At 71.5% G+C, this 23,558-nt stretch carries 21 protein-coding genes; 6 read left to right on the top strand and 15 right to left on the bottom strand.

The window, feature by feature from the left end; genetic code table 11:
* Positions 1-67 precede the first annotated feature (67 nt).
* Positions 68-514 (top strand): hypothetical protein, encoded by a 447-nt coding sequence (locus tag ACEZDE_RS11800; RefSeq protein ID WP_380535349.1) that lies wholly within the window; start codon positions 68-70, stop codon positions 512-514.
* Between the two features lie 3 nt (positions 515-517).
* Here the strand turns inward: ACEZDE_RS11800 and ACEZDE_RS11795 are convergent, their stop codons facing one another.
* From ACEZDE_RS11795 to ACEZDE_RS11785, 3 genes are all read right to left on the bottom strand, one after another.
* Complete coding sequence (locus ACEZDE_RS11795) at positions 518-1,495, bottom strand: SigB/SigF/SigG family RNA polymerase sigma factor (protein ID WP_449341705.1); 978 nt, start codon at positions 1,493-1,495, stop codon at positions 518-520.
* A 181-nt stretch (positions 1,496-1,676) separates the two neighbouring features.
* Positions 1,677-2,090 carry an anti-sigma regulatory factor gene (locus ACEZDE_RS11790; RefSeq protein ID WP_380535346.1) on the bottom strand — a complete coding sequence of 138 codons (414 nt, stop codon included), beginning with the start codon at positions 2,088-2,090 and terminating at the stop codon, positions 1,677-1,679.
* 245 nt (positions 2,091-2,335) lie between these two features.
* Entirely contained in the window at positions 2,336-2,596 is a 261-nt protein-coding gene (locus ACEZDE_RS11785) for a UBP-type zinc finger domain-containing protein (RefSeq protein WP_380535693.1), read from the bottom strand.
* Positions 2,597-2,677: 81 nt separating this feature from the next.
* On the opposite strand from ACEZDE_RS11785, the gene ACEZDE_RS11780 reads away from it, so the two are divergent.
* Positions 2,678-4,276: a Na+/H+ antiporter gene (locus ACEZDE_RS11780; RefSeq protein ID WP_380535344.1), complete on the top strand. Its 1,599-nt coding sequence runs from the start codon at positions 2,678-2,680 to the stop codon at positions 4,274-4,276.
* A 97-nt stretch (positions 4,277-4,373) separates the two neighbouring features.
* On the opposite strand, the gene sodN is transcribed toward ACEZDE_RS11780, so the two are convergent.
* Entirely contained in the window at positions 4,374-4,769 is a 396-nt protein-coding gene (sodN, locus tag ACEZDE_RS11775; protein ID WP_380512504.1) for a superoxide dismutase, Ni, read from the bottom strand.
* A gap of 315 nt (positions 4,770-5,084) precedes the next feature.
* Between sodN and sodX the strand changes: the two genes are divergently transcribed.
* Positions 5,085-5,447, top strand: coding sequence for a nickel-type superoxide dismutase maturation protease (sodX, locus tag ACEZDE_RS11770; RefSeq protein WP_380535342.1), 363 nt, complete (start codon positions 5,085-5,087; stop codon positions 5,445-5,447).
* A gap of 59 nt (positions 5,448-5,506) precedes the next feature.
* On the opposite strand, the gene ACEZDE_RS11765 is transcribed toward sodX, so the two are convergent.
* The 4 genes from ACEZDE_RS11765 to ACEZDE_RS11750 all read right to left on the bottom strand — a co-directional run bounded on the left by ACEZDE_RS11765 (position 5,507) and on the right by ACEZDE_RS11750 (position 8,904).
* Positions 5,507-6,085, bottom strand: a complete 579-nt coding sequence (locus tag ACEZDE_RS11765) for a CGNR zinc finger domain-containing protein (protein ID WP_380535340.1) — start codon at positions 6,083-6,085, stop codon at positions 5,507-5,509.
* A gap of 119 nt (positions 6,086-6,204) precedes the next feature.
* A complete protein-coding gene (locus ACEZDE_RS11760) occupies positions 6,205-6,957 on the bottom strand; it encodes an amino acid ABC transporter ATP-binding protein (RefSeq protein ID WP_380535691.1) in 753 nt (250 codons plus the stop codon).
* Between the two features lie 17 nt (positions 6,958-6,974).
* Complete coding sequence (locus ACEZDE_RS11755) at positions 6,975-7,931, bottom strand: amino acid ABC transporter permease (protein WP_380535338.1); 957 nt, start codon at positions 7,929-7,931, stop codon at positions 6,975-6,977.
* A gap of 31 nt (positions 7,932-7,962) precedes the next feature.
* Positions 7,963-8,904, bottom strand: coding sequence for an ABC transporter substrate-binding protein (locus ACEZDE_RS11750; protein ID WP_380535336.1), 942 nt, complete (start codon positions 8,902-8,904; stop codon positions 7,963-7,965).
* 472 nt (positions 8,905-9,376) lie between these two features.
* Here ACEZDE_RS11750 and ACEZDE_RS11745 point away from each other — a divergent pair, with 472 nt between their 5' ends.
* Both ACEZDE_RS11745 and ACEZDE_RS11740 read left to right on the top strand, forming a co-directional pair.
* The gene (locus tag ACEZDE_RS11745) at positions 9,377-10,573 is read left to right on the top strand and encodes an NAD(P)-dependent malic enzyme (RefSeq protein ID WP_380535334.1); all 1,197 of its coding nucleotides are present in this window, start codon (positions 9,377-9,379) and stop codon (positions 10,571-10,573) included.
* A 163-nt stretch (positions 10,574-10,736) separates the two neighbouring features.
* Positions 10,737-11,696, top strand: coding sequence for a zinc-binding dehydrogenase (locus ACEZDE_RS11740; RefSeq protein ID WP_380535332.1), 960 nt, complete (start codon positions 10,737-10,739; stop codon positions 11,694-11,696).
* Positions 11,697-11,759: 63 nt separating this feature from the next.
* Here the strand turns inward: ACEZDE_RS11740 and ACEZDE_RS11735 are convergent, their stop codons facing one another.
* The 7 genes from ACEZDE_RS11735 to ACEZDE_RS11705 all read right to left on the bottom strand — a co-directional run bounded on the left by ACEZDE_RS11735 (position 11,760) and on the right by ACEZDE_RS11705 (position 20,921).
* Positions 11,760-12,785, bottom strand: a complete 1,026-nt coding sequence (locus ACEZDE_RS11735) for a helix-turn-helix transcriptional regulator (protein WP_380535330.1) — start codon at positions 12,783-12,785, stop codon at positions 11,760-11,762.
* On the bottom strand, positions 12,782-13,666 hold the full coding sequence (locus tag ACEZDE_RS11730) for a DUF4097 family beta strand repeat-containing protein (RefSeq protein ID WP_380535328.1): 885 nt from the start codon (positions 13,664-13,666) through the stop codon (positions 12,782-12,784). The genes ACEZDE_RS11735 and ACEZDE_RS11730 overlap by 4 nt, the downstream gene beginning before the upstream one ends.
* 94 nt (positions 13,667-13,760) lie before the next feature.
* Positions 13,761-13,940 (bottom strand): DUF6104 family protein, encoded by a 180-nt coding sequence (locus ACEZDE_RS11725; protein WP_380535326.1) that lies wholly within the window; start codon positions 13,938-13,940, stop codon positions 13,761-13,763.
* A gap of 77 nt (positions 13,941-14,017) precedes the next feature.
* Positions 14,018-17,857 (bottom strand): multifunctional oxoglutarate decarboxylase/oxoglutarate dehydrogenase thiamine pyrophosphate-binding subunit/dihydrolipoyllysine-residue succinyltransferase subunit, encoded by a 3,840-nt coding sequence (locus tag ACEZDE_RS11720; protein WP_380535323.1) that lies wholly within the window; start codon positions 17,855-17,857, stop codon positions 14,018-14,020.
* A 293-nt stretch (positions 17,858-18,150) separates the two neighbouring features.
* Positions 18,151-19,275, bottom strand: coding sequence for a sensor histidine kinase (locus tag ACEZDE_RS11715; protein ID WP_380535321.1), 1,125 nt, complete (start codon positions 19,273-19,275; stop codon positions 18,151-18,153).
* The gene (locus ACEZDE_RS11710) at positions 19,272-20,006 is read right to left on the bottom strand and encodes a response regulator transcription factor (protein ID WP_380535318.1); all 735 of its coding nucleotides are present in this window, start codon (positions 20,004-20,006) and stop codon (positions 19,272-19,274) included. The genes ACEZDE_RS11715 and ACEZDE_RS11710 overlap by 4 nt, the downstream gene beginning before the upstream one ends.
* 222 nt (positions 20,007-20,228) lie before the next feature.
* Positions 20,229-20,921: a spermidine synthase gene (locus ACEZDE_RS11705; RefSeq protein ID WP_380535316.1), complete on the bottom strand. Its 693-nt coding sequence runs from the start codon at positions 20,919-20,921 to the stop codon at positions 20,229-20,231.
* A gap of 147 nt (positions 20,922-21,068) precedes the next feature.
* On the opposite strand from ACEZDE_RS11705, the gene lon reads away from it, so the two are divergent.
* Positions 21,069-23,546, top strand: a complete 2,478-nt coding sequence (lon, locus tag ACEZDE_RS11700) for an endopeptidase La (protein WP_380535313.1) — start codon at positions 21,069-21,071, stop codon at positions 23,544-23,546.
* Positions 23,547-23,558: the final 12 nt, after the last annotated feature.

Below are 23,558 nucleotides of genomic sequence, written 5' to 3'. Positions count from 1 at the left end.
GAAGCAGGTCCGCCCGGCGCGGCGGGGGCGCGGAAACCGGGGCCGGGGCGGCGGCTAGCCTGGTGGGGTGACTGCCGAAGCCTCGCTCGACGCCCGCTCCACCGCCCCCGCCGCGGCGGCCCGCCCCTGGACGCTGGTCGGCGGCGCCGCCATAGCGCTGACCCAGGGCGTGCTGATCGCCGGGTACGGCGCGTACCTCATGGTCGCCGCCCTGTTCACGCATACCAGGACCGGGGTCGGGCTGACCGAGTTCGGCGCGGTCATCGTGCTGCTGCTGGGCCTGCTGCCGCTGCTCGCCGGGCGCGCGCTGCTGCGGCTGAAGCGCTGGGGCCGCAGCCCGGCGGTGATGGTCGACACACTCTGCCTGGCCGTCACCTACTTCACCTTCCAGAACGGCGGGCTGCAGCTCCCGGTCGGCATCGTGATCGGCCTGCTCGGCATCGGCGGCGTGGTGCTGCTGCTGCACCCGCGGACCACGGCGGTGCTGTGGCCCGAGGGCGGCCGGCGCCGCTAGCGCCTACTCCTCCAGCAGCAGCTTGTCCCGCAGTTGGGCCAGGGTCCTGGCGAGCAGCCGGGACACGTGCATCTGCGAGATGCCGACCTCGGTGGCGATCTGGGACTGGGTCATGTTGCGGAAGAAGCGCAGCACCAGGATCCGCTGCTCCCGCTGCGGCAGTTGGGCCAGCAGCGGTTTCAGCGACTCGCGGTACTCCACCCCCTCCAGTGCGTCGTCCTCGGCGCCGAGGGTGTCGGCGACGGCGGGCGACTCGTCGTCGGTGTCCGGGACGTCGAGCGAGAGGGTGCTGTAGGCGTTGGCGGACTCGAGCCCCTCCAGCACCTCCTCCTCGGAGATGCCGAGCCGCTCGGCCAGTTCGTGCACGGTGGGGGAGCGGCCGTGCTGCTGGGACAGCTCGCCGGTGGCGGTGGTCAGCGACAGCCGCAGCTCCTGCAGCCGGCGCGGGACCCGGACCGCCCAGCCCTTGTCCCGGAAGTGCCGCTTGATCTCGCCGACGATGGTCGGCGTGGCGTAGGTGGAGAACTCCACGCCGCGCTCGACGTCGAACCGGTCCACCGACTTGATCAGCCCGATGGTGGCGACCTGGGTCAGGTCGTCCAGCGGCTCGCCGCGGTTGCGGAAGCGCCGGGCCAGGTGCTCGACCAGCGGGATGTGCATCCGCACCAACTGGTTCCGCAGCTCCACCCGTTCGGGGGAGTCCTTGGGCAGCCCGGCGAGCTGGACGAACAGGGCGCGGGCGGCCTCCCGGTCGGGGGCGCCGTGCCGCTGCGGGGCCGGACGGCCGCCGCCCCAGACATGCGGCGCCGCGGGGGCGTGCTCGGGGCTGGGCCCGGCCTCGCCGTCCGGGGCAGCGGGCTCCGCCGGTGCGGCGGGCACTGGCTGCGTGCCGGTGTCGGCCTGCGTACCGGGCTCCCCGTGCGCACCGGCCGACTCGGCCCCGCCCGTTGTGCCGGGACGGTCGGGATCGTCTGCGAACACCCTGTCCTCCGCCTGCTCGGTCCCGGTGCGCACGGGCTCCGGGGATGACGCCCTGTCCGGGGCGCCTGCCTGCGCGGGCACAGCGGCCTGCACCCCGGCACCGCTTGTGCGGTCCAGATCACTCACGGCGATCCCCCCGTTCCGTTCCGTTCCGGGATCAACTTGTTTACCCCGCCACCGGTTATGGCTGGCCGGGCCCCGCGCCGCGCTTCTTGTGCAGGCTGATGGTGACCGTGCGGTCCTCCTCGACCGTCGACTCGACCTCGCCGGCCAGCGCCGAGAGCACCGTCCAGGCGAAGGTGTCGCGCTCGGGTGCGCGGCCGTCCGTGGTCGGCGCCGAGACGGTGACCCGCAGCGAGTCGCCGACCAGACGGAAGACACAGGTCAGCACGCTGCCGGGGACCGCCTGCTGGAGCAGGATGGCGCAGGCCTCGTCCACCGCGATCCGCAGGTCCTCGATCTCGTCGAGGGTGAAGTCGAGCCGGGCCGCGAGGCCCGCTGTCGCGGTCCGCAGGACCGAGAGGTAGGCGCCCGCCGCTGGCAGCCGGACTTCGACGAAGTCCTTCGCCTCGGGATCGCCGTCGATCTGGGACACCCTCACCTCCGATGGTGTTGCTCCGCTGCCGCGGATGGTGCCACCGCAGCGGTTGAACTCGCAGTTGCTCTGGTGCGCAGGGCGCTGACGCCCTGCCGCGAGGTGACGCTACCGCGATCCTCGACACGGTGTCGCCCACATCCCCCGCGGGTGACTCATGGTAAGTCGTCAGCAGCGAAGCGTGGCAACGCGGGTGGGAATATCTGCAACCCGGTCGGAGCCGGGGCCCGGCCTGTGCGCGGGGGTCACACCAGGGAGCGGTGCCGGTAGCACCAGCGCCAGGATTCCCCCGGCTCGAACGAGCGCATCACCGGGTGGCCGGTGGCGTGGGAGTGCGCGGTGGCGTGCCGGCTCGGGCTGGAGTCGCAGCAGGCGACATGGCCGCAGCTGAGGCAGAGCCGCAGCTGCACCGGGTGCTGGCCCAGGGCGAGGCATTCCTCGCAGGTCTTGGCCAGGGGTTCGGGTTCCACCGCGGGCAGGTCAGACGTGTGTGAGCAACCATGCATTCCGGCCATACCCGCCAGAGTACGCGTCCGTTCGCGCGCCGCGGGACCCATCCGCGCGCCCCCTGTGCTTCGGTGTGTGCCATGTCCTCCAGTGCACTGCTGCTGCTCGTCGCCGGGAGCGCCGCCGTGGCCGGCCTGGCCCGGCGGGTACAGCTGTCCGCCCCGCTGCTGCTGGTCGCGGTCGGGCTGGTGGCCTCGTACCTGCCGGGGGTGCCCGACTACACCCTCGATCCGGAGCTGGTGCTGCCGCTGGTGCTGCCCCCGCTGCTCTACACGGCCGCGCTGGACAGCTCCTACCGCGGGCTGCGCGCCAACATCCGCCCGGTCGCGCTGCTGTCCATCGGCTATGTGCTGTTCAGCACGGTCGCGGTGGGCCTGATCGCCTACGCGGTGATCCCCGGGCTGCCGGTGGCCGGGGCGTTCGTGCTGGGCGCGGTGGTCGCCCCGCCGGACGCCGTCGCCGCGACCGCGATCGCCCGCAAGGTCGGGCTGCCCCGCCGGGTGGTCACCATCCTGCAGGGCGAGAGCCTGGTCAACGACGCCACCGCGATCACCGCCTACCGGGTCGCGGTGGCCGCCGCGGTCGGCGAGGGCTTCTCCTGGGGGACGGCCTTCGGCGAATTCCTGCTCGCCGCCCTCGGCGGCACCGCGGTCGGCCTGGTGCTGATGGTGCCGCTGCAGTGGGCCAGGACCCGGCTGAAGGACCGGCTGCTGCTGAACACCTTCTCGCTGCTGGTCCCGTTCGCCGCCTATGCCGCGGCGGAGGCCTTCCACGCCTCCGGGGTGATCGCGGTGGTGGTGGTCGGCCTCTACCTCGGCCACCACGCCCACACCGTGGACTTCGCGCTGCGGCTGCAGGAGGACTCGGTCTGGCGGATGGTCGCCTTCATCCTGGAGTCGGCGGTGTTCGCGCTGATCGGACTGCAGCTGCCGGTGGTGCTCCGGGCCCTGCGCGGCTACTCGGCAGGGGAGTTGGTGCTGTGGGCGGTGCTGGTGCTGGGCTCGGTGATCGTGATGCGCTTCGTCTGGTGCTGGCCCGCCACCTACCTCCCGGCCCGGCTCAGCAAGCGGATCCGGGAGCGCGAGGACACCCCCGACTGGACCAGGCCGTTCGTCATCGCCTGGGCCGGGATGCGCGGGGTGGTCTCGCTGGCGGTCGCCTTCTCGATCCCGGTGACGGTGAACGACGGAGCCGCCTTCCCCGACCGGGACCTGATCCTCTATCTGACCTTCGTGGTGGTGATCGGCACCCTGCTGGTCCAGGGGCTCACCCTGCCCCGGCTGGTCAACGCGCTGCCGATGCCGCCGCCCGACCCGCAGCGCGAGGTGCTGGTGGAGGCGCAGGCGCAGAACGACGCCTCGACCGCCGCCACCGACCGCCTGGACCAGTTGCTGGCCGCGCCGCGGAACCAGCTGCCGCCGCCGCTGGAGGAACGGCTGCGCCGGGTGCTGGACCGGCGCAGGAACGCGGTCTGGGAGCGCCTCGGCGCGGCGGTGGACGAGGAGAGCGGGGAGTCCGCGGACGCGGTCTACCGCAGGCTCGGCAAGGAGACCATCGCCGCCGAGCGCGACGTCTTCGTCCACCTGCGGGACGCCGACCGGATCGACGACGAACTGCTGCGCCGCCTGATCCGCAACCTGGACTTCGAGGAGGCCCTGGTCGACCGCGGCGAGGAGTGACGGCCCGGTGACCACCAGCCGCTGCCGGAACGGCAGTTCACTCCTGGGACGGACAGAGCCCGGCCGGTGGTCCGGCCGGGCTCTGGGGCGCAGCGGGTCAGGCCTTCTTGGTCTCCCAGAAGATCTTGTCGACCTCGGCGATGAGGTCGAGGGCCTTCTGGCCGGTCGCCGGGTCCGTGGAGGCCTTGGCGGCGCTGAGGGCCTTGAGGGTGTCGTTCACGAGCTGGTGGAGCTGCGGGTAGGCCTCGAAGTGCGGGGCCTTGAAGTAGTCGGACCAGAGCACCGACACATGGTGCTTGGCCAGCTCGGCGCGCTCCTCCTTGATGACGATGGCGCGCGCGCGGAAGTGCGGGTCGTCGTTGGCCTGGTACTTCTCCTGGGTGGCCTTGACCGACTCCGCCTCGATACGGGCCTGCGCCGGGTCGTAGACGCCGCAGGGCAGGTCGCAGTGGGCGTGGACAGTGATCCGCGGTGCAAACAGCCGAGAGAACATGGAAGTCCCTTTCCTGTGATCGTCTTCCCGCGCACGAGATTACTCCGAATCCGGTGGCGAATCGCGTCCAGCCCCCGGTCCTAGGGCAAAAGCTGTAGGGAGCGTGGACATCGGGGCCGGGTGGGAGAAGATGGAACCGGGTGCACCGCTCGACGGCGGTGGGCCAGGTGGCAGGCAGGTCCGCACGGGACGAACGGGATGAACGGCATGGCGGAGCAGAAGCACGGACCGGCCCCTGACCCTTTCCCGCAGGAGCCGCCGGAGGGGGGCACCACGCCTGGGCGGTTCGGCGTGCTGGATGTTGACGGACCGTCGATGGCGCCCACCCTGTCCCACGGCGACCGGCTGTTCTGCAGCTACGGCGGCGGACGGGTGCGGGCCGGGTCGATCGTGGTGGCCCGGCACCCGCTGCGGCAGGACCTCTTCGTGGTGAAGCGGGCGGTGGAGCGGCGTCCGGACGGGTGGTGGCTGCTGTCCGACAACAGCAGGGTGGAGGGCGACAGCCGCGACTTCGGCCCGGTCCCGGACGACCTGGTGCTCGGCCGGGTGCTGTTGCGGATCAGCCCGCGCCCGTCCTGGCTGGCCCCGGCCGGCTGGCTGGAGCGGCTGCTGACCCGGGTCCCGTACGGCCTGGCCCGCCGGTTCGGCGCGTTCCGCCGGGTCCGCGCCGAGCTCTAGCCGCGGGCCTGCCACGCGCGCGCCCGCTCCAAGCCGCGCGCCCGGCTGCGGGCGGCGCGTCAGACGCTGTTCTCCCGTGCCTCCTCGCGCTTGCGGGCGCGGTACGCGGCGACGTTGGCCCGGGTCGCGCAGCGGTCCGAGCAGTAGCGGCGGGAGCGGTTGGTGGAGGTGTCCAGGTACGCGTTGCGGCAGGGCGCGGCCTGGCAGATGCCGAGCCGCTCCACCCCGTGCTGGGTGAGGTGGACCGCCAGGCCCATGCTGGCCCCCGCGGCGAACAGCGCGGTGGCGCTGCCGGCGTTCTCGGCCAGGTGCATGTGCCACTGCGGGCGGCCCCGGTCGTCCAGCAGGCCGTGCCCGGACACGATCGGGCTGACCGGGTACTCGGTGAGCAGCTCGTTGAGCAGGTTCACCGCGCGCGACTCGTCGCCCTCCGCGGCCGACTCGAACACGGCGCGCAGCCTGATCCGGACCGACCGCAGCCGCGGCAGGTCGCCCGCGTCGGCCAGCTTCAGCCCGCGACTGCCGGGGCTGAACAGCCGGCGCACGGCTTCCACGGTGGTGAGCCCGTCCGTGTGCCGATCGGGCTCCTCCGTGTTCACCAGCCTGACGGCCAGGTCCGCGTAGGAGGCGAGCTCCACGGTGTGCTCCTCGGTGGTGGGGTCGGTCCGGGACGGTCTGGCCTCCAAGGGTATGACGCCGCGAACCCCGGCCTCCGTCGCGGAGGCCGGGGTTCGCACGGAGGTGCTCCGCCGAGGGGTCAGAGCACCTTGGAGAGGAAGCCGCGGGTGCGCTCGTGCTGCGGATTGGTCAGCACCTCGCGCGGGTGGCCCGACTCGACCACGATGCCGTCGTCCATGAACACCAGGGCGTCGCCGACCTCGCGGGCGAAGCCCATCTCATGGGTGACCACGATCATGGTCATGCCCTCCTCGGCCAGGCCGCGCATGACGTCCAGCACGTCCCCGACCAGCTCCGGGTCCAGCGCCGAGGTGGGCTCGTCGAAGAGCATCAGTTTGGGCTCCATCGCCAGCGCACGGGCGATCGCCACCCGCTGCTGCTGGCCGCCGGAGAGCTGGGACGGGTAGTTGCCCGCCTTGTCGGCCAGGCCGACCCGGGCGAGCAGCGCCTCGCCCCGCTCGCGGGCGGCCTGCTTGGCCTCGCCCTTGACCCGGACCGGCGCCTCGATGATGTTCTCCAGCGCGGTGAGGTGCGGGAACAGGTTGAAGCGCTGGAACACCATGCCGATGTCGCGCCGCTTCAGCGCGACCTCGCGGTCCTTCAGCTCGTGCAGCTTGCCGTTCTTCTCCCGGTAGCCGACCAGGTCGCCGTCGACGTAGAGCCGTCCGGCGTTGATCTTCTCCAGGTGGTTGATACAGCGCAGGAAGGTCGACTTGCCCGACCCGGACGGGCCGACCAGGCAGAACACCTCTCCGGCCCTGACCTCCAGGTCGATCCCCTTGAGGACCTCGACCTGCCCGTACGACTTGTGCACCTGCTGGGCGCGGACCATGGGCTCGCCGATGCCGTTCACGCGGTACCTCCCGGCTGGGCGTGGACCTGGCGCGAGAAGAGGTTCTCCCGCACCTTCTGCCAGGGCGTCTTGGGCAGGACCCGGTTGGTGCCGCGGGCGTAGTAGCGCTCCACGTAGAACTGCCCGACCGAGAGGATCGAGGTGATCAGCAGGTACCAGAGGCTGACGCCGATGAGCGAGGGGATCACGTAGAGGGTGCGGTTGCCGATGTCCTGCCCGGCCCGGGTCAGCTCCACGATGGCGATGGTGCTGACCAGCGAGGTGGTCTTGAGCATGGAGATGGTCTCGTTGCCGGCCGGCGGGATGATCACCCGCATCGCCTGCGGCAGCACGATCCGGCCCAGGGTCTGCGCATGGGTCAGGCCGAGCGAGGAGGCGGCCTCGGCCTGGCCCTCGTCCACCGACAGGATGCCGGCCCGGACGATCTCGGAGAAGTACGCGGCCTCGTTCAGGCCCAGGCCCAGCACGCAGACGGTGAGCCCGGAGATCAGGTCGTTGTAGTTCCAGGAGACGAAGGTCGGCCCGAACGGGATGCCGAGGCCGACCTTGGGGAACACCGCGCCGAGGAAGTTCCAGAAGAACAGCTGGACCAGCACCGGGGTGCCCCGGAAGATCCAGATGTAGACCCAGGAGACCCCGCTGAGCACCGGGTTCTTCGACAGCCGCATCACCGCCAGCAGGATGCCGCCGACGACCCCGATGACCATGGAGAGCACGGTCAGCAGCAGGGTCTTCTGGAGGCCCGCGATCACCGTCTTGTCGGCGAAGACCTGGGTGACCACGTCCCAGTGCAGGGCGGAGTTGGTCACGACGGATTTGACGAACATCGCCGCGAGCACCGCGATCACGGCGACGGCGACCCATCGGCCCGGGTGCCTGACGGGGACGGCCCGGATGTCCTCGGGCCGTCCCGCCGACGGCACCCCAGGCTGTGCGTCCTGAGGAGTAGTCATGTCTGTGGCTCTCGTTCCGGTGGCCGGCCGATCAGCTGGTCGCGCCGTTGAGGACGATCTGGTCGGCGGTCAGCGCGCCGGAGGCGACGCCCCACTTGGTGAGGATCTGGGTGTACGTGCCGTCCTTGATCAGGTCCTTGAGCGCGCCCTGGATCGCCCCGGCCAGCGGGCTGCCCTTGGGGACGACGATGCCGTAGGGGGCGTTGTTGTAGTTGGAGCCGATCTTCTGCAGCGCGCCGTTGCTCTGCTTGACGGCGTAGTCGATCACCGGGGAGTCGGCCATCATCGCCTGGTCGCGCTTGGCGATCAGCGCGGTGGTGGCGTCGGTCTGGGCGTCGAACTTGTCGCCGCCGCCGGGGATGATCTTCTTCCCGGCCTTGAGGCAGGCCGGGTTGATGGTCTGCGCGATCTCGGCGGACTCAGTGGTGTTGTTCTGCACCGCCACCTTGATCCCGCACAGGTCGGCCGCGGTGCCGCCGATCTTGTCCGGGTTGCCGCTGAGCACCGCGATGGCCTCGCCCGCGTTGAAGTACTGGACCATGTCGATCTGCTTCTCGCGCTCCTTGGTGTCGGTGAAGGAGGAGAGGCTCAGGTCGTACTTCTTGGCGGTGATGCCGCCGATGATGCTGCCGAAGTCGGCGCTCTGCCAGTCCGCCTTCAGGCCCAGCTTGGCCAGGATCGCGTTGCCCAGGTCGACGTCCATGCCGACGACCGCGCCGCTGGCGTCCTTGAACTCGTCCGGGGCGTAGGTCGAGTCGGTGGCGACGGTCAGCGTCCCCTTGGCCTTGAGGTCGGCCGGGAGCATAGCCACCAGGGCGGCGTCGGGACCGGCGGTGTTGACCGTCTGCGAGGCGTCGGGAGCCGCGCCGGTGTTGCCGTCGATCTTGGAGCTGCCACAGGCGGTCAGCATCAGCGAGCCGGCCGCCAGCACCGCGCCGGTCGCGATGACGCGCTTGGCTATGAATCGGGCCATGAGGGGGTGCCTCCTGAGAGAGGGGTGAGCAGTCGTCACAGCGGGGTGCACACCTTTATGCGACGCCACGACCAGTGAATGAAATCGAATCTTGCCACCCCCGGGCTGCCATCAGGGTCACCATCTGTGTCAAAATCCCATAACGGGTGACCCCCGTCGCATGAGCAGGCCACCGGATCGGGACCGATCCGGGAGGCGTGAGGACCGGAAGCCGACGACGCAGGCTCCGGAACCGAAGCGCTTCACCACTACGGCAAGCTCCCCTTCACTCCGATGTCCTCGTCCTCCGTTCGAGTGCAAATCCACCGTCTGTGCGGGCGGATCGAACGACCATGAGCCCTGTGCAGGCCCAGTGACGTGGACGAACAGACGAAGGTACGGCCGACGCGCCCCGGCTAGTGTCGAGAACGGCACCCACCGGACGCATCGCAGCACTACCCACCCTCACCCGTACGACGACGAAGAGGTCATCGTGGCAGCCGAGATCATCAGTCCCCGCTCGCTGGACGAGCAGGATCCCATCGACCCCGCCTTCGCACTCCACCGCGGCGGCAAGATGGAGATCACCGCGACCGTGCCGGTGTGCGACGCGGACGACCTGTCCCTGGCCTACACCCCCGGGGTGGCCAGGGTCTGCACCGCCATCGCCGAGACCCCCGACCTGGTCAACGACTACACCTGGAAGTCCAACGTCGTTGCCGTCGTCACCGACGGAACGGCCGTGCTGGGCCTCGGCGACATCGGCCCCGAGGCCTCGCTCCCGGTGATGGAGGGCAAGGCGATCCTGTTCAAGCAGTTCGGCGGCGTCGACGCGGTGCCGATCGCCCTCGCCACCAAGGACACCGAGGAGATCATCGAGACGGTGATCCGGCTCGCGCCGTCCTTCGGCGGGGTCAACCTGGAGGACATCTCCGCGCCGCGCTGCTTCGAGATCGAGCGCCGGCTGCAGGAGGCCCTGGACATCCCGATCTTCCACGACGACCAGCACGGCACCGCCGTGGTCACCCTGGCCGCGCTGCGGAACGCCGCCAAGCTCACCGGCCGCACCCTGGCCGACCTGCGCGCGGTCATCTCCGGCGCGGGCGCGGCCGGGATCGCCATCGCCAAGATCCTGGTCGGCGCGGGCATCGGCGACGTGGTGCTCTGCGACCGGCAGGGCGCCGTGCACGTCGGTCGCACCGACCTCACCGACGTCAAGCGGGAGATCGCCGAGCTGACCAACCGCGGCGGCCTCTCCGGCTCGCTGGTGGACGTGCTGGCCGGCGCCGACGTCTTCATCGGCGTCTCCGGCGGGACGGTGCCGGAGGCCGCGGTCGCCACCATGGCGCAGGACTGCTTCATCTTCGCGATGGCCAACCCCAACCCCGAGGTGCACCCGGACGTCGCGCACAAGTACGCGGCCGTGGTCGCCACCGGGCGCAGCGACTTCCCGAACCAGATCAACAACGTGCTGGCGTTCCCGGGGATCTTCGCGGGCGCACTGCAGGTCCGGGCGAGCCGGATCACCGAGGGCATGAAGATCGCAGCGGCGGACGCCCTGGCCGAGCTGGTCGGCGACGACCTCGCGGCGGCCCAGGTCATCCCCAGCCCGTTCGACGCCCGGGTCGCCCCGGCGGTGACCAAGGCGGTCGCAGCGGCAGCCCGCGCCGAGGGCGTGGCCCGTCGCTGACCCTGCGGGTCGCGCTGTGGCGCGGGGGTGTGGCGGCTGTCCGGGAGACCGGGTGTCGGGGTGTGTGTGCGCCCCGACACCCCGAGTCCGCTCCGGCCAGAGGACGTATGTCACATCGGGTCATGGTTCCGGGTGACGGCGGGTCAGCCCTAAGGTCGGGGGCATGTTCGCTGCCTACGCCGCCCGTATCGACGCCGATGACCCGCTGAGCGGGCTGGAACTGGGCGAGCGCCCCGAGCCGGAGCCCCGTCCCGGCTGGAGCACCGTCACGGTCAAGGCCGCCAGCCTGAACCACCATGACCTCTGGTCGCTCCGCGGGGTCGGCCTGCCGCCGGGCAAGCTGCCGATGATCCTCGGCTGCGACGCGGCGGGGGTGGACCAGGACGGCAACGAGGTGGTGCTGCACTCCGTGGTCGGCCAGACCGGACACGGCGTTGGGCCGGACGAGCCCCGCTCCATCCTCACCGAGCACTACCAGGGCACCTTCGCCCAGCAGGTCTCCGTGCCGACCTGGAACCTGCTGCCCAAGCCCGCCGAGCTGAGCTTCGAGCAGGCCGCCTGCCTCCCCACGGCCTGGCTCACCGCCTACCGGATGCTGTTCACCAACGCGGGCGTCAAGCCCGGCGCGACCGTCCTGGTGCAGGGCGCGGGCGGCGGCGTCGCCACCGCGCTGATCGTCCTCGGCCGGGCGGCCGGCCTGCGGATGTGGGCCACCAGCCGGGACGAGGCCAAGGCCGCGCGGGCGATTGAGCTGGGCGCGGACCAGGTCTTCGGGAGCGGTGCGAGGCTTCCGGAGCGGGTGGACGCGGTGATGGAGACGGTCGGCGCCGCGACCTGGGCACACTCCGTCAAGTCGCTGAAGCCGGGCGGCACGATCGTCATCTCCGGCGCGACCAGCGGGGCGAACCCCCCGGCCGAACTGACCCGGATCTTCTTCCTGGAGCTCAAGGTCGTCGGCTCCACTATGGGCACCAAGGACGAGCTCGCCGGACTGCTCCAGCTCTGCGCCAGCACCGGCATCCGCCCGGTCATCGACAGCGTGCTGCCCCTCGCCGAGGCCCGTGAGGGCTTCGCCCGCCTGGAAAGGGGCGACGTCTTCGGCAAGATCGTGCTGAACCCCTGACAGCCCAAAGCAGGGGCGCGGGGAACCACGCCACGGTGGTTCCCCGCGCCCCCGCCGGGGCCGTCAGCCCCGCAGGCGTCGGGCCGCGTCGGTGAGGACGGCTCGGGCTCGGGACAGGCCTGCGGCGTCGAAGCCGGCGTCCCTCGCGCTGTCGCGGACCTCGTCGCGGAAGCGGTCCAGCAGTCCGCTCAGCTCGCGGAGCGGGTCCCCGGAGGGGTCCGTCGCCGTCCACGACGGCAGGTCCGCCGCGTCCTCGGCCCCGTCCTCGGCGCCGTCCTTGTCCAGGTCGATGCGGTCGACCCGAACGCTCTCCGCCGTGCTCGGCGCGGGACCGCCCCAGCGGGACGGGTCCGCCAGCCCGGACAGCGTGCGGGTCAGTTCAGCCAGCCCCTCGCTCAGCCCGGACGGCCAGTCCCCGTTCTTCGCGCCGGCCCGGATCTGCTCGCCGATCCGCTGGGCCTCGTTCCGCACCTGGTCCCGGACCGCCCGGGTCTGCTCACGGGTGGCGCGGGCCTCCTCGCGGGCGCTGCGCGCCTGCTCCTTGGCCTGCCGGGCCTGCTCCTTCGCCTGTTCCTTGGCTTGGCGCCACTCCTCCTTGGCGCGCTGCCAGGCCTCCTTGTCCATGCCGGAGGGCATGGTCCACGGACCCTCGCCCCAGACCGGGTCCGGGCCCCAGCCCTTCGCGGTGCCCTTGGTCTGCCGGCGGGACTCCTTGGCCGCGCGGCGGATCTCCTCGCGGAGGTCCTTCGCCGAGTCGCGGACGTCCTCGCGGATCTGGTCCGCCAACTGGGCCACCGAGTCCCGGATCTCGGACTCCAGCGCCTCGATCTCCGGGGCGCGGTCGGCCAGTTCGGTGCGTCCGGCGTCGGTGATCCGGTAGACCTTGCGGCCGCCCTCGACGGTGTGCGAGACCAGGCCCTCCTGCTCCAGCTTGGCCAGCCGCGGGTAGACCGTCCCGGCGGAGGGCGCGTACAGGCCGTGGAAGCGCTCCTCCAGCAGCCGGATCACCTCGTAGCCGTGCCGCGGGGCCTCGTCCAGCAGCTTGAGCAGGTAGAGACGGAGGCGGCCGTGGGCGAAGACAGGGCTCATGCCTGGTCCTCCTTGTCGAATCCGATGGCGAGCGGGGCGGCCGGGGCGTCGTCCTCGGCGGCGGGGCGGCGGAGCAGGGCGACCGAGCCGGAGACCGTGGTGATCTTCAGCTTGCCGGTGCCCTTGCCGAGCGTCCCGGTGATCTGCTTGGCGCCCCAGCTGCCGCCGACCCGCAGCTCGTCGAAGGCGTTGGACAGGGCGCCGCTGGTGGTGTTGGCGTGCACCTGGGCGTCGGTGGGGGCCGGGATGCGCACCGCGACCTCGCCGGAGACGTTGTTGAGGTGGACGTCGATGGCGTTGTCGTGGGCCAGGTCGACGGTGACCGGGCCGCTGACCGAGTTGGCCTTGATGGTGCCGCTGGTCCCCTCGAACACGGTCAGCTCGCCGGAGACGGTGTTGACCTTGAGGTCGCCGGACACCGCCTGCGCCTGGACGGCGCCGGAGACGGTGTTGGCGTCGACCGGCCCGGAGAGCTTGACCAGGGTGGTCGAGCCGCTGGCGCTGTGCACGGTGACCGGGGCGGTGATGCCGGAGATGACGGTGTCGGACGAGGCCGAGCCCAGCTCGACCCGCGCCCCGGCCGGGACCGCGAGCGAGACCACGGCGCGGCGCCGGTTCCCCTGCTGCCACTTGCCGAGGAACGAGACCAGGGACTTCCAGGAGAAGTCCTTCCAGGTCAGGTCCTCGTAGGTGACGACCAGCTCGCCGTCGTCCAGGGTGACCCTGAGCGGGGCCCCCTCGATCTCGGTGACTTCGATCCTGGCCGGGCCCTCACTGGCCACGACGTTGACAGCGCCGGCGATGGTGCGCACCCGCAGCCGGGTGACCGGGCTGTCGAAGGTGAGCTTCTCGGGCGCGCTGACGGTCCACTGCTCAGACATACTGACTCCCCGCTGGATACGACTTCTGCTATTCACGATATATCGCGTAGCTCGGAAGTCAAGCAGTATCGCGAAACCCCTCCTGGGTCGGACGTCAGTCGTCCTCGTCGTCGTCCAGCCGGGCCAGCCAGGTCGCCAGCCGCTCGATCGGCACCTCGAACTCCGGGTTCAGATCCACGAACTCCTGCAGCCGGTCGGCCAGCCAGTCGAAGCCGACCTCCTCCTCGCCGCGCCGGGTCTGCAACTCCTCGATGCCTTGGTCGGTGAAGTTCACGTGCGTCTCTCCTGGTGGTGGGTGTGCGGCGGGCTCGGCCCCCCGACTGCGGGGGGCCGGGCCCGTGCTCCGTACGGTCAGATCGCGAAGACGTCCTCGACCAGTTGGGCCTGTTCTGCGGCGTGGCGCTTGGCCGAGCCGACGGCCGGGGCCGAGGACGACGGCCGGGCGACGCGGCGCAGCCGCGAGCCGTTGGCGTTGCGGCCGACCACCACGTCCAGGTGGTCCACCAGGTTGAGCGCGATGAACGGCCACGCGCCCTGGTTGGCCGGCTCCTCCTGGGCCCAGACGTACTGGACGTCGTCGCCGTAGCGCTGCAGCTCCTCCTGGAGCTCGGCGATCGGCAGCGGGTACAGCCGCTCCACCCGGACCAGCGCGGTGTCGGTGATCCCGCGCTCGGTGCGGGCCGCCTCCAGGTCGTAGTAGAACTTCCCGGCGGTGATGACGACCTTGCGGACCTCGGACGGCTTGACCGTGCTGTCGCCGATCACCGGGCGGAAGCCGCCGGTGGTGAACTCCTCGGTCTTCGACGCCGCGGCCTTCAGTCGCAGCATCGACTTCGGGGTGAAGACGATCAGCGGCTTGTGGTGCGGGTTGTGCACCTGCCAGCGCAGCAGGTGGAAGTAGTTCGACGGCAGGGTCGGCTGGGCCACCGTCATGTTCTTGTCGGCGCACAGCTGCAGGAAGCGCTCGATCCGGGCGGACGAGTGGTCCGGTCCCTGGCCCTCGTAGCCGTGCGGGAGCAGCAGGGTGACCCCGGAGGTCTGGCCCCACTTGGCCTCGGCGGAGGTGATGAACTCGTCCACGATGGTCATCGCGCCGTTGACGAAGTCGCCGAACTGCGCCTCCCACGCCACCAGGGCGTTCGGGCGGGCCAGCGAGTAGCCGTACTCGAAGCCCATCGCCGCGTACTCGCTGAGCAGCGAGTCGTAGACGGTGTAGCGGGCCTGGTCGTCCGTCAGGTAGAGCAGCGGGGTGTAGTCCTCGCCGGTGACCCGGTCGACCAGCACCGCGTGCCGGGTGCCGAAGGTGCCGCGGCGGCTGTCCTGGCCGGCCAGCCGGACCGGGTGGCCCTCCATCAGCAGCGAGCCGATGGCGAGGGTCTCGCCCATGGCCCAGTCGATGGTGCCGTCCTCGATCATCGCGGCCCGGCGCTGCATCTGCGGCAGCAGCCGCGGGTGCACGGTCAGCCAGTCCGGCAGCGCGACCTGGGACTCGGCGATCCGCTTGACCGTCTCCTGGGAGATCGCGGTCTGCAGCGACACCGGGAAGTCCGCGGTCGGCCGGGCGCTGGTGGTCGGGGTCGGCGTCGAGTTGGCCTCGCGGACCTCGGCGAAGACCTTCTCCAGCTGGTCCTGGTAGTCCTTGAGGGCCTGCTCGGCCTCCTCCACCGTGATGTCGCCGCGACCGATCAGGCCCTCGGTGTAGAGCTTGCGCACCGAGCGCTTCTTGTCGATCAGGTCGTACATCAGCGGCTGGGTGAACGAGGGGTTGTCGGCCTCGTTGTGCCCGCGGCGGCGGTAGCAGATGAGGTCGATGACCACGTCCTTGCCGAACGCCTTGCGGAACTCGAAGGCCAGCCGCGCCACGCGGACCACGGCCTCCGGGTCGTCGCCGTTCACGTGGAAGATCGGCGCCTCGATCATGCGGGCCACGTCGGTGCAGTACATCGACGAGCGCGAGGCGGCCGGGGCGGCGGTGAAGCCGACCTGGTTGTTGATCACCACGTGCACGGTGCCGCCGGTGCGGTAGCCGCGCAGCTGCGACATGTTCAGGGTCTCCGCGACCACGCCCTGGCCGGCGAAGGCCGCGTCGCCGTGGATCTGCACGGCGAGGACGTCGAAGGAGTCGCCGGCCTTGTCCAGGATGTCCTGCTTGGCCCGGACGATGCCCTCGACCACCGGGTCCACGGCCTCCAGGTGCGAGGGGTTCGCGGCCAGCGAGACCCGGATGGTCTCGCCGTCCAGCCCGGTGAAGGTGCCTTCGGAGCCCAGGTGGTACTTGACGTCGCCGGAGCCGTGCATCGACTTCGGGTCCAGGTTGCCCTGGAACTCCCGGAAGATCTGCGCGTAGGACTTGCCGACGATGTTGGCCAGCACGTTCAGCCGGCCGCGGTGGGCCATGCCGATCACGCACTCCTGCAGCCGGGCCTCGGCGGCGGAGTCCAGGATCGCGTCCAGCAGCGGGATGACGGACTCGCCGCCCTCCAGCGAGAAGCGCTTCTGGCCGACGTACTTGGTCTGCAGGAAGGTCTCGAACGCCTCGGCGGCGTTGAGCCGGCGCAGGATGCGCAGCTGCTCCTCGCGCTCCGGCTTGTCGTTGCCGCGCTCGACCCGGGCCTGGATCCAGCGGCGCTGCTTGGGGTCCTGGATGTGCATGTACTCGATGCCGACGGTGCGGCAGTACGAGTCGCGCAGCACGCCGAGGATGTCGCGCAGCTTCAGCGTCGCCCGCCCGGCGAAGCCGCCGACCGCGAACTCGCGCTCCAGGTCCCACAGCGTCAGGTCGTGCGCCTGGACATCGAGGTCGGGGTGCTTGCGCTGCTTGTACTCCAGCGGGTCGGTGTCCGCCATCAGGTGGCCGCGGACCCGGTAGGAGTGGATCAGCTCCATCACCCGGGCGGTCTTGTTGACCTCGTTGTCGTGGCTGTTGTCCACGTCGGTGGCCCAGCGGACCGGCTCGTACGGGATCCGCAGCGACTCGAAGATCTCGTCGTAGAAGTCGGCCTGGCCCAGCAGCATCTGGTGCATCGTCCGGAGGAACTCGCCGGACTGCGCGCCCTGGATCACCCGGTGGTCGTAGGTCGAGGTCAGCGTCATGACCTTGGAGATGCCCAGCCGGGACAGGGTCTCCTGGGAGGAGCCCTGGAACTCGGCCGGGTACTCCATCGCGCCGACGCCGAGGATGGTGCCCTGACCGGGCATCAGCCGGGGGACGGAGTGCACCGTGCCGATGCCGCCCGGGTTGGTCAGCGAGGCGGTGACGCCGGAGAAGTCGTCCACCGTCAGCTTGTTCTGCCGGGCCCGGCGGACGATGTCCTCGTAGGCCTGCCAGAAGCCGAAGAAGTCCAGCGTCTCGGCCTTCTTGATGGCGGCCACGACCAGCTGGCGGTCGCCGTTCGGCTTGGTCAGGTCGATCGCCAGGCCGAGGTTCACGTGCTCGGGCTTGACCAGGAAGGGCTTGCCGTCCTTCTCCTGGAAGCCCTGGTTCATGGCCGGCATCGCCTTGATCGCCTGCACCATGGCGTAGCCGATGATGTGGGTGAAGGAGACCTTCCCACCACGGGCGCGCTTCAGGTGGTTGTTGATGACGATGCGGTTGTCGATCAGCAGCTTGGCCGGGACCGCGCGGACGCTGGTCGCGGTCGGCATGGTGAGCGAGGCGTCCATGTTCGCGACGATCCGGGCGGAGGGGCCCTTGAGGGCGATCAGCTCGGGACCGGTGGGGGCGACGGGGGACGTCACGTTCTTGCTGTCCTTAGGAGATTCGGCCTGGTCGGCCGGGATGGAAACCGGGCGCGGGGCGGGCGCGGGAGCCGCGGGGGGCTTCGGCGGCGCGGGAGCCGCCGCGGTCGGCGGGGCCGGAGCCGCTGCCGGTGCGGCCGACGCCGGGGCCGGAACGGCCGGGGCGGGCGCGGGGACGGCCGGTGCGGGGGCCGCGGCCGGGGGCGAGGGGACTGCTGCCGCCGTCACCTCGGCTCCGGCGGGGGCACCCGCTTTTGCTCCGTAGTCGGCGAAGAAGTCCCACCAGGCCCGGTCTACGGTGTTCGGGTCCTGGAGGTACTGCTGGTAGATCTCGTCGACGAGCCACTCGTTGGGGCCGAACCCTGCGGTCGGGTCCGCGCCCGGACCGGTGTGCACCGGACCTGGGTCTGTGGCGGTCGAACTGGTTGAGGTATGGGGGGACTCTGGCGACACGGCGGCAACCGCCCTCTTCCGCTTCCTTAAGAATGGTGGACAGCGGATGCCAAGGCTACGCCCCCGAAGCCTGTCCGCGCAGGTCCCGACCCCCGGTCGTCGCCCAGATCACAGTGCGGGCCCCCGGATTGGCAGAAAATCGATGTTAGGGATCGGTCGTTGTGGGGGAGAACGAGTGGCTGTTCGCTCAGAACAGGCCGATAAATGAGGACAAAGCCAGCCTCATGGGACAACTGTCCCAAGCCTGTAACAGTGGGACGGAAGCAAGGGGCGGAAGCCCGGCGGAACCGCCGTCAGCCCCGGCCGACCCGGTGCCCCTGCCGCGGTCCCGGCAGGGTGATCCGGATCAGGCAGCCCTCCTCCGAGTCGGCGACCGCGATGCTCCCGCCGTGCAGGTCCACCGCCCAGCGGGCGATCGCCAGGCCGAGCCCGGTGCCGCCGTCGCTGCCGGGGCCCTGCGCGGTCGGCCCGCTGCCCCGGCTGAACCGTTCGAACACCCGGTGCCGGTCCTCCGGGCTGATCCCCGGGCCCTGGTCGGCGACCTCCAGCAGCAGCCCGTGCCCGCCCTCGGCGCGGGCCCGCACCGTCACCGTGCCGTCCTTGGGGCTGTGCCGGCAGGAGTTGTCGACCAGGTTGGCGACCACCTGGTGCAGCCGCTCCGGGTCGGCGACCGCGGTCAGGCCGGGCGCGACGTCCAGCGAGAGCGACACGTCGCGGCGGCGGCTGGCCCCGCCGGAGGTCGAGCCGTCCACGGTGAGGCCGCGCAGCACGCCGGTCAGGAACGGCTCCACGCCGAACTCGCGGGTGTCCAGCGCGGCCACCCCGTCGGCCAGTTTGGAGAGGTCCAGCAGATGCGCGACCAGGCGGCCGAGCCGCTCGGTCTGCTCCAGCGCGGCGGCCATGGTGGCCTGCTCGGGCTGGACGATGCCGTCCACCACGTTCTCCAGCACCGCGCGCAGCGCCGCGATCGGGGTGCGCAGCTCGTGCGAGACGTTGGCGATCAGCTCCCGGCGCTGCCGGTCGGCCGCCTCCAGGTCGGCGGCCATGGTGTTGAACGCGGTGGCCAGCTCGCCGACCTCGTCCCGCGAGCTGGTCGACAGCTCGCGGCTGTAGTCCCCGGCAGCCATGGCCCGCGCGGCGGCGGTCATCTCCCGCAGCGGCGCGGTCATGCCGTGCGCCAGCAGTTGGGTGAACAGCAGCGAGGCGACCACCGAGAAGATCATGACGATCCGGATCTGGGTGTCCGAGTGCAGTGCCAGCACCACCATCAGGGTGGAGATGGCGACCGAGGTGATGACCAGGACCGCCAGCTTGGCCTTGATCGAGCGCAGCGGGTCCAGCGGCCGCAGGTCGGCCCAGATCCGCCCGCCGGCCCGCCGCAGCAGGTTCGGCCGGACCGAGCCGTCGTCGGCAGTCACGGCGTCGGAGCCTCCAGGGCGTAGCCGACGCCGTGCACCGTGCGGATCCAGTTGGCGCCGATCTTCCGGCGCAGCGCCTTCACATGGCTGTCCACGGTGCGGGTGCCGGAGGCGTCGGTCCAGTCCCAGACCTCGGCGAGCAGCTGCTCGCGGGTCAGCACCGCGCGCGGCTGCGCGGCCAGGCAGGCCAGCAGGTCGAACTCGGTGGGGGTGAGGTGGACGTCGCCGCCGGAGACCCGGACCCGGCGCTGGACGTGGTCGATCTCCAGCTCGCCCAGCCGCAGCGTCCCGCCGACCGGGGTGCGGGCGGCCAGCTGGGCCCGCTCGACCCGGCGCAGCAGCACATTGACCCGGGCCGCCAGCTCGCGCATGGAGAACGGCTTGGTCATGTAGTCGTCCGCGCCGACGCCGAGGCCCACCAGCAGGTCGGTCTCGTCGTCGCGGGCGGTCAGCATCAGCACCGGGACCGGCCGGTGCGCCTGGATCCTGCGGCACACCTCCAGGCCGTCGAAGCCGGGCAGCATCACGTCCAGCACCACCAGGTCCGGCTGCCAGGTCTGGAAGCAGTCCACCGCGGTCGGCCCGTCGTGGGAGACGGCGACCCGGAAGCCCTCCGCGCCCAGTCTGGCCGCGATGGACTCGGCGATCGTCGGCTCGTCCTCGACGACGAGCACGCGCCGCTGACCTCCGGCACTACCGGTCTCCTGCTGCTGCACATCCGTCACGACCACGCCACCGCCCCCAGGGCTTGCGGGTTCCCCGGCGGCGAGCACCGCGGGACCGTTCTGTCTCATCCGTACCTGCCGGTCATCTTGCCGGTCATCAGCCACTGCTTCACCCGCTCCAGCCGCGGTTGTCCACCCGTCGCCAGGAGCAGCGTACGGACCGGTGATGTCCCCGAAGAGGCGGTCTTCTGCAAACCGGCCATTCGGGGGGCGGCATGGGCGTAGACCCTACCGGGTGGCGAGGTGGACCACATCGGGCAGGCCCCGTTCCACTTCCACCGGCAGTTCGATGGACCAGACCTGGCGGAAGCGGGAGCCGAGGCGGCGCTCGAACTCCGGGGAGGGGGCCGCGCTCCAGACCGCCAGCACGCCGCGGGGCGTCAGCGCGCGCTCCAGCAGCGCCAGGCCCGAATCGCCGTAGAGGCTGTCGTTGGACTCGGTGACGGTCCAGTCCGGGCCGTTGTCGATGTCCAGGCAGAGGACGTCGTAGCGGGCCTCCGCCTCGGCCGAGGCGAGGTGCCGGAGCAGGTCGTCGTGGACGATCCGGACCCGCGGGTCCTGGTGGCCGGTTCCGGCGAAGGGCGCGAGCGGGGCGTCCGCGGCGGTGTGCCAGTCGATCACGGCCTGCTCGCGTTCGAGGACGGTGACGGCGGCCGGGCGCGGGTCGGCGGCGGCCTGGGCCAGCGAGAAGCCGACGCCGAGCCCGCCGACCAGCAGTTCCGGGGCGGTGCCGGGCGAACCTTCGGCGAAGGCGTCGAGCGCGGCGGTGACCAGGGCGCGTTCGGAGCGGCCGTCCGAGGTGTCCATCAGGAAGCAGCCGTTGGCGATGATCTCGTACCGCTCGCCGCGGCGCCGCAGCACCGCCTCGCCGTACGGCCCGTCACGGCGGTCCAGGATCTCGGGGGAATGCTGCTCGGGCATGGCGGCGCGTCTCTCCGTGTTGGCAACGGTGGGTGGCCATTGTGACGCACCGGGGCTGATCGCTCACGGCGAACACGGGTGGGGAACACTGAGGGGGTCAATCTCCTTTAGTCCAGGTAACTCAACTTTGCTTACTTGGGAGAGATCATGGCGACTGCCTCATCGTTGACCCTGCCGGTGCTGCCGCTCGACGACGACGCGGTGCTGCCGGGCATGGTCGTCCCGCTCGACCTGTCCGACCCCGACGTCCGCGCGGCCGTCGAGGCCGCGCAGGCGGCGGTGCGGGACAGTGGCGCGCACGCCCCCGGCATCCGCACCGTGGCCGGCGCGCGGAAGGCCCGGGTGCTGCTGGTGCCGCGGATCGACGGCAGCTACGGCGCGATCGGCACCCTGGCCACGGTCGAGCAGGTCGGACGGCTCGCGGACGGGGACCCGGCCGCGCTGGTGCGCGGTGTCCGCCGGGTCAGGATCGGGGCCGGGACGACCGGTCCCGGCGCCGCGCTCTGGGTCGAGGCCGACCCGATCGAGACCGTCCCGGTGCCGGACCCGCTGCCCGGCTCGGTGGCCGAGCTGGTCCGCGACTACAAGGCGCTGACCACCACCTGGCTGCAGAAGCGCGGCGCCTGGCAGATCGTCGACCGGGTCGCCGCCATCGAGGACGTCTCCGACCTGGCCGACAACATCGGCTACGCGCCGTTCCTCAGCGGCGCGGAGAAGGTCGCGGTGCTGGAGGAGCTGGACCCGGTGGCCCGGCTCAAGCGCTCACTCCAACTGCTGCGGGACCACCTGGCCGAGGCCGACGTCGCGGAGACCATCCGCAAGGACGTGCAGGAGGGGATGGAGAAGCAGCAGAAGGAGTTCCTGCTGCGCCGTCAGCTGGAGGCGGTCCGCAAGGAACTGGCCGACCTGAACGGCGATCCGGATTCCGAGGAGGAGGACTACCGGGCCCGGGTCGAGGCCGCCGACCTGCCCGGGAAGGTGCGCGAGGCCGCGCTCAAGGAGGTCGACAAGCTGGAGCGCTCCTCCGACGCCTCGCCCGAGGGCGGCTGGATCCGCACCTGGCTGGACACCGTGCTGGAGCTGCCCTGGAACGAGCGCAGCGAGGACGCCTACGACATCGCCGGCGCGCGGGCCGTGCTGGACGCGGACCACTTCGGCCTGGACGACGTCAAGGACCGGATCGTCGAGTACCTGGCCGTCCGGAAGCGCCGGGCCGACCGCGGCCTGGGCCTGGTCGGCGGGCGTCGCGGCGGGGCGGTGCTGGCGCTGGTCGGTCCGCCCGGGGTCGGCAAGACCTCGCTCGGCGAGTCCGTGGCGCGGGCGATGGGACGTGACTTCGTCCGGGTCGCGCTCGGCGGCGTCCGCGACGAGGCGGAGATCCGGGGCCACCGGCGCACCTACGTCGGCGCGCTGCCGGGCCGCATCGTGCGGGCGATCAAGGAGGCCGGGTCGATGAACCCGGTGGTGCTGCTGGACGAGATCGACAAGGTCGGCTCGGACTACCGCGGCGACCCGGCCGCCGCCCTGCTGGAGGTGCTGGACCCGGCGCAGAACCACACCTTCAGGGACCACTACCTGGAGGTCGAGCTGGACCTCTCCGACGTGGTCTTCCTGGCCACCGCCAACGTGCTGGAGGCCATCCCGGAAGCGCTGCTGGACCGGATGGAGCTGGTCCGGCTGGACGGCTACACCGAGGACGAGAAGGTCGTCATCGCCCGGGACCACCTGCTGCCCCGTCAGCTGGAGCGGGCCGGTCTCGGCGCGGACGAGGTCGTGGTCAGCGAGGAGGCGCTGCGCAGCCTGGCCGGCGAGTACACCCGCGAGGCAGGCGTGCGCAGCCTGGAGCGGGCGGTGGCGCGGATCCTGCGCAAGGTCGCGGCCCAGCAGGAGCTGGGCGCGGACGGCGCGGAGCTGCCCCGCACGGTCGCGGCCGAGGACCTGCGCGGCCTGATCGGCCGTCCGCACCACACCCCCGAGGCGGCGCAGCAGCCCGGCGAGCGGCGCACCGCCGTCCCCGGCGTGGCCACCGGCCTCGCCGTCACCGGGGCGGGCGGCGACGTCCTCTTCATCGAGGCCTCGCTGGCCGACGCCGAGACCGGCTCCACCGGACTGACCCTGACCGGCCAGCTGGGCGACGTGATGAAGGAGTCCGCGCAGATCGCGCTGTCCTTCCTGCGCTCGCACGGGGCCGAGCTGGAACTGCCGGTCACCTCGCTCCGGGACCGCGGCATCCACGTCCACGTCCCGGCTGGGGCGGTGCCGAAGGACGGGCCGAGCGCCGGGGTCACCATGACCACCGCGCTGGCCTCGCTGCTCTCCGGCCGCAAGGTGCGGACCGAGGTGGCGATGACCGGCGAGGTGTCGCTGACCGGCCGGGTACTGCCGATCGGCGGGGTGAAGCAGAAGCTGCTCGCCGCCGACCGGGCCGGGATCACCACCGTGCTGATCCCCTCCCGCAACGAGGCCGACCTGGACGACGTCCCGGCCGAGGTGCTGGAGCGGCTCACCGTCCACCCGGTCTCCGACGTCCGCCAGGTCCTGGAACTGGCCCTGGAGCCGGCCGTCTCGCTGACCAAGCCGGTCGACCTGTCGAACCCGGCCTCCCGGGAGTCCGTCGCGGCGTAGTGCGGTTCCACT

The sequence above is a fragment of the Streptacidiphilus cavernicola genome (assembly GCF_042510955.1).
Taxonomy (GTDB): Bacteria; Actinomycetota; Actinomycetes; order Streptomycetales; family Streptomycetaceae; genus Streptacidiphilus; species Streptacidiphilus cavernicola.
The sequence above is the reverse complement of the archived record's forward strand: the minus strand, read 5'-3'. Positions and strand labels throughout refer to the sequence as shown.

Bases quoted from the DNA above. Each gene is read 5' to 3' on its own strand.
- ACEZDE_RS11785 (WP_380535693.1), bottom strand. From the start codon at position 2,596: ATGCATGGTTGCTCACACACGTCTGACCTGCCCGCGGTGGAACCCGAA.
- ACEZDE_RS11780 (WP_380535344.1), top strand. From the start codon at position 2,678: ATGTCCTCCAGTGCACTGCTGCTGCTCGTCGCCGGGAGCGCCGCCGTG.
- sodN (WP_380512504.1), bottom strand. From the start codon at position 4,769: ATGTTCTCTCGGCTGTTTGCACCGCGGATCACTGTCCACGCCCACTGC.
- sodX (WP_380535342.1), top strand. From the start codon at position 5,085: ATGGCGCCCACCCTGTCCCACGGCGACCGGCTGTTCTGCAGCTACGGC.
- ACEZDE_RS11760 (WP_380535691.1), bottom strand. From the start codon at position 6,957: ATGGTCCGCGCCCAGCAGGTGCACAAGTCGTACGGGCAGGTCGAGGTC.
- ACEZDE_RS11755 (WP_380535338.1), bottom strand. From the start codon at position 7,931: ATGACTACTCCTCAGGACGCACAGCCTGGGGTGCCGTCGGCGGGACGG.
- ACEZDE_RS11750 (WP_380535336.1), bottom strand. From the start codon at position 8,904: ATGGCCCGATTCATAGCCAAGCGCGTCATCGCGACCGGCGCGGTGCTG.
- ACEZDE_RS11740 (WP_380535332.1), top strand. From the start codon at position 10,737: ATGTTCGCTGCCTACGCCGCCCGTATCGACGCCGATGACCCGCTGAGC.
- ACEZDE_RS11735 (WP_380535330.1), bottom strand. From the start codon at position 12,785: ATGAGCCCTGTCTTCGCCCACGGCCGCCTCCGTCTCTACCTGCTCAAG.
- ACEZDE_RS11730 (WP_380535328.1), bottom strand. From the start codon at position 13,666: ATGTCTGAGCAGTGGACCGTCAGCGCGCCCGAGAAGCTCACCTTCGAC.
- ACEZDE_RS11705 (WP_380535316.1), bottom strand. From the start codon at position 20,921: ATGCCCGAGCAGCATTCCCCCGAGATCCTGGACCGCCGTGACGGGCCG.
- lon (WP_380535313.1), top strand. From the start codon at position 21,069: ATGGCGACTGCCTCATCGTTGACCCTGCCGGTGCTGCCGCTCGACGAC.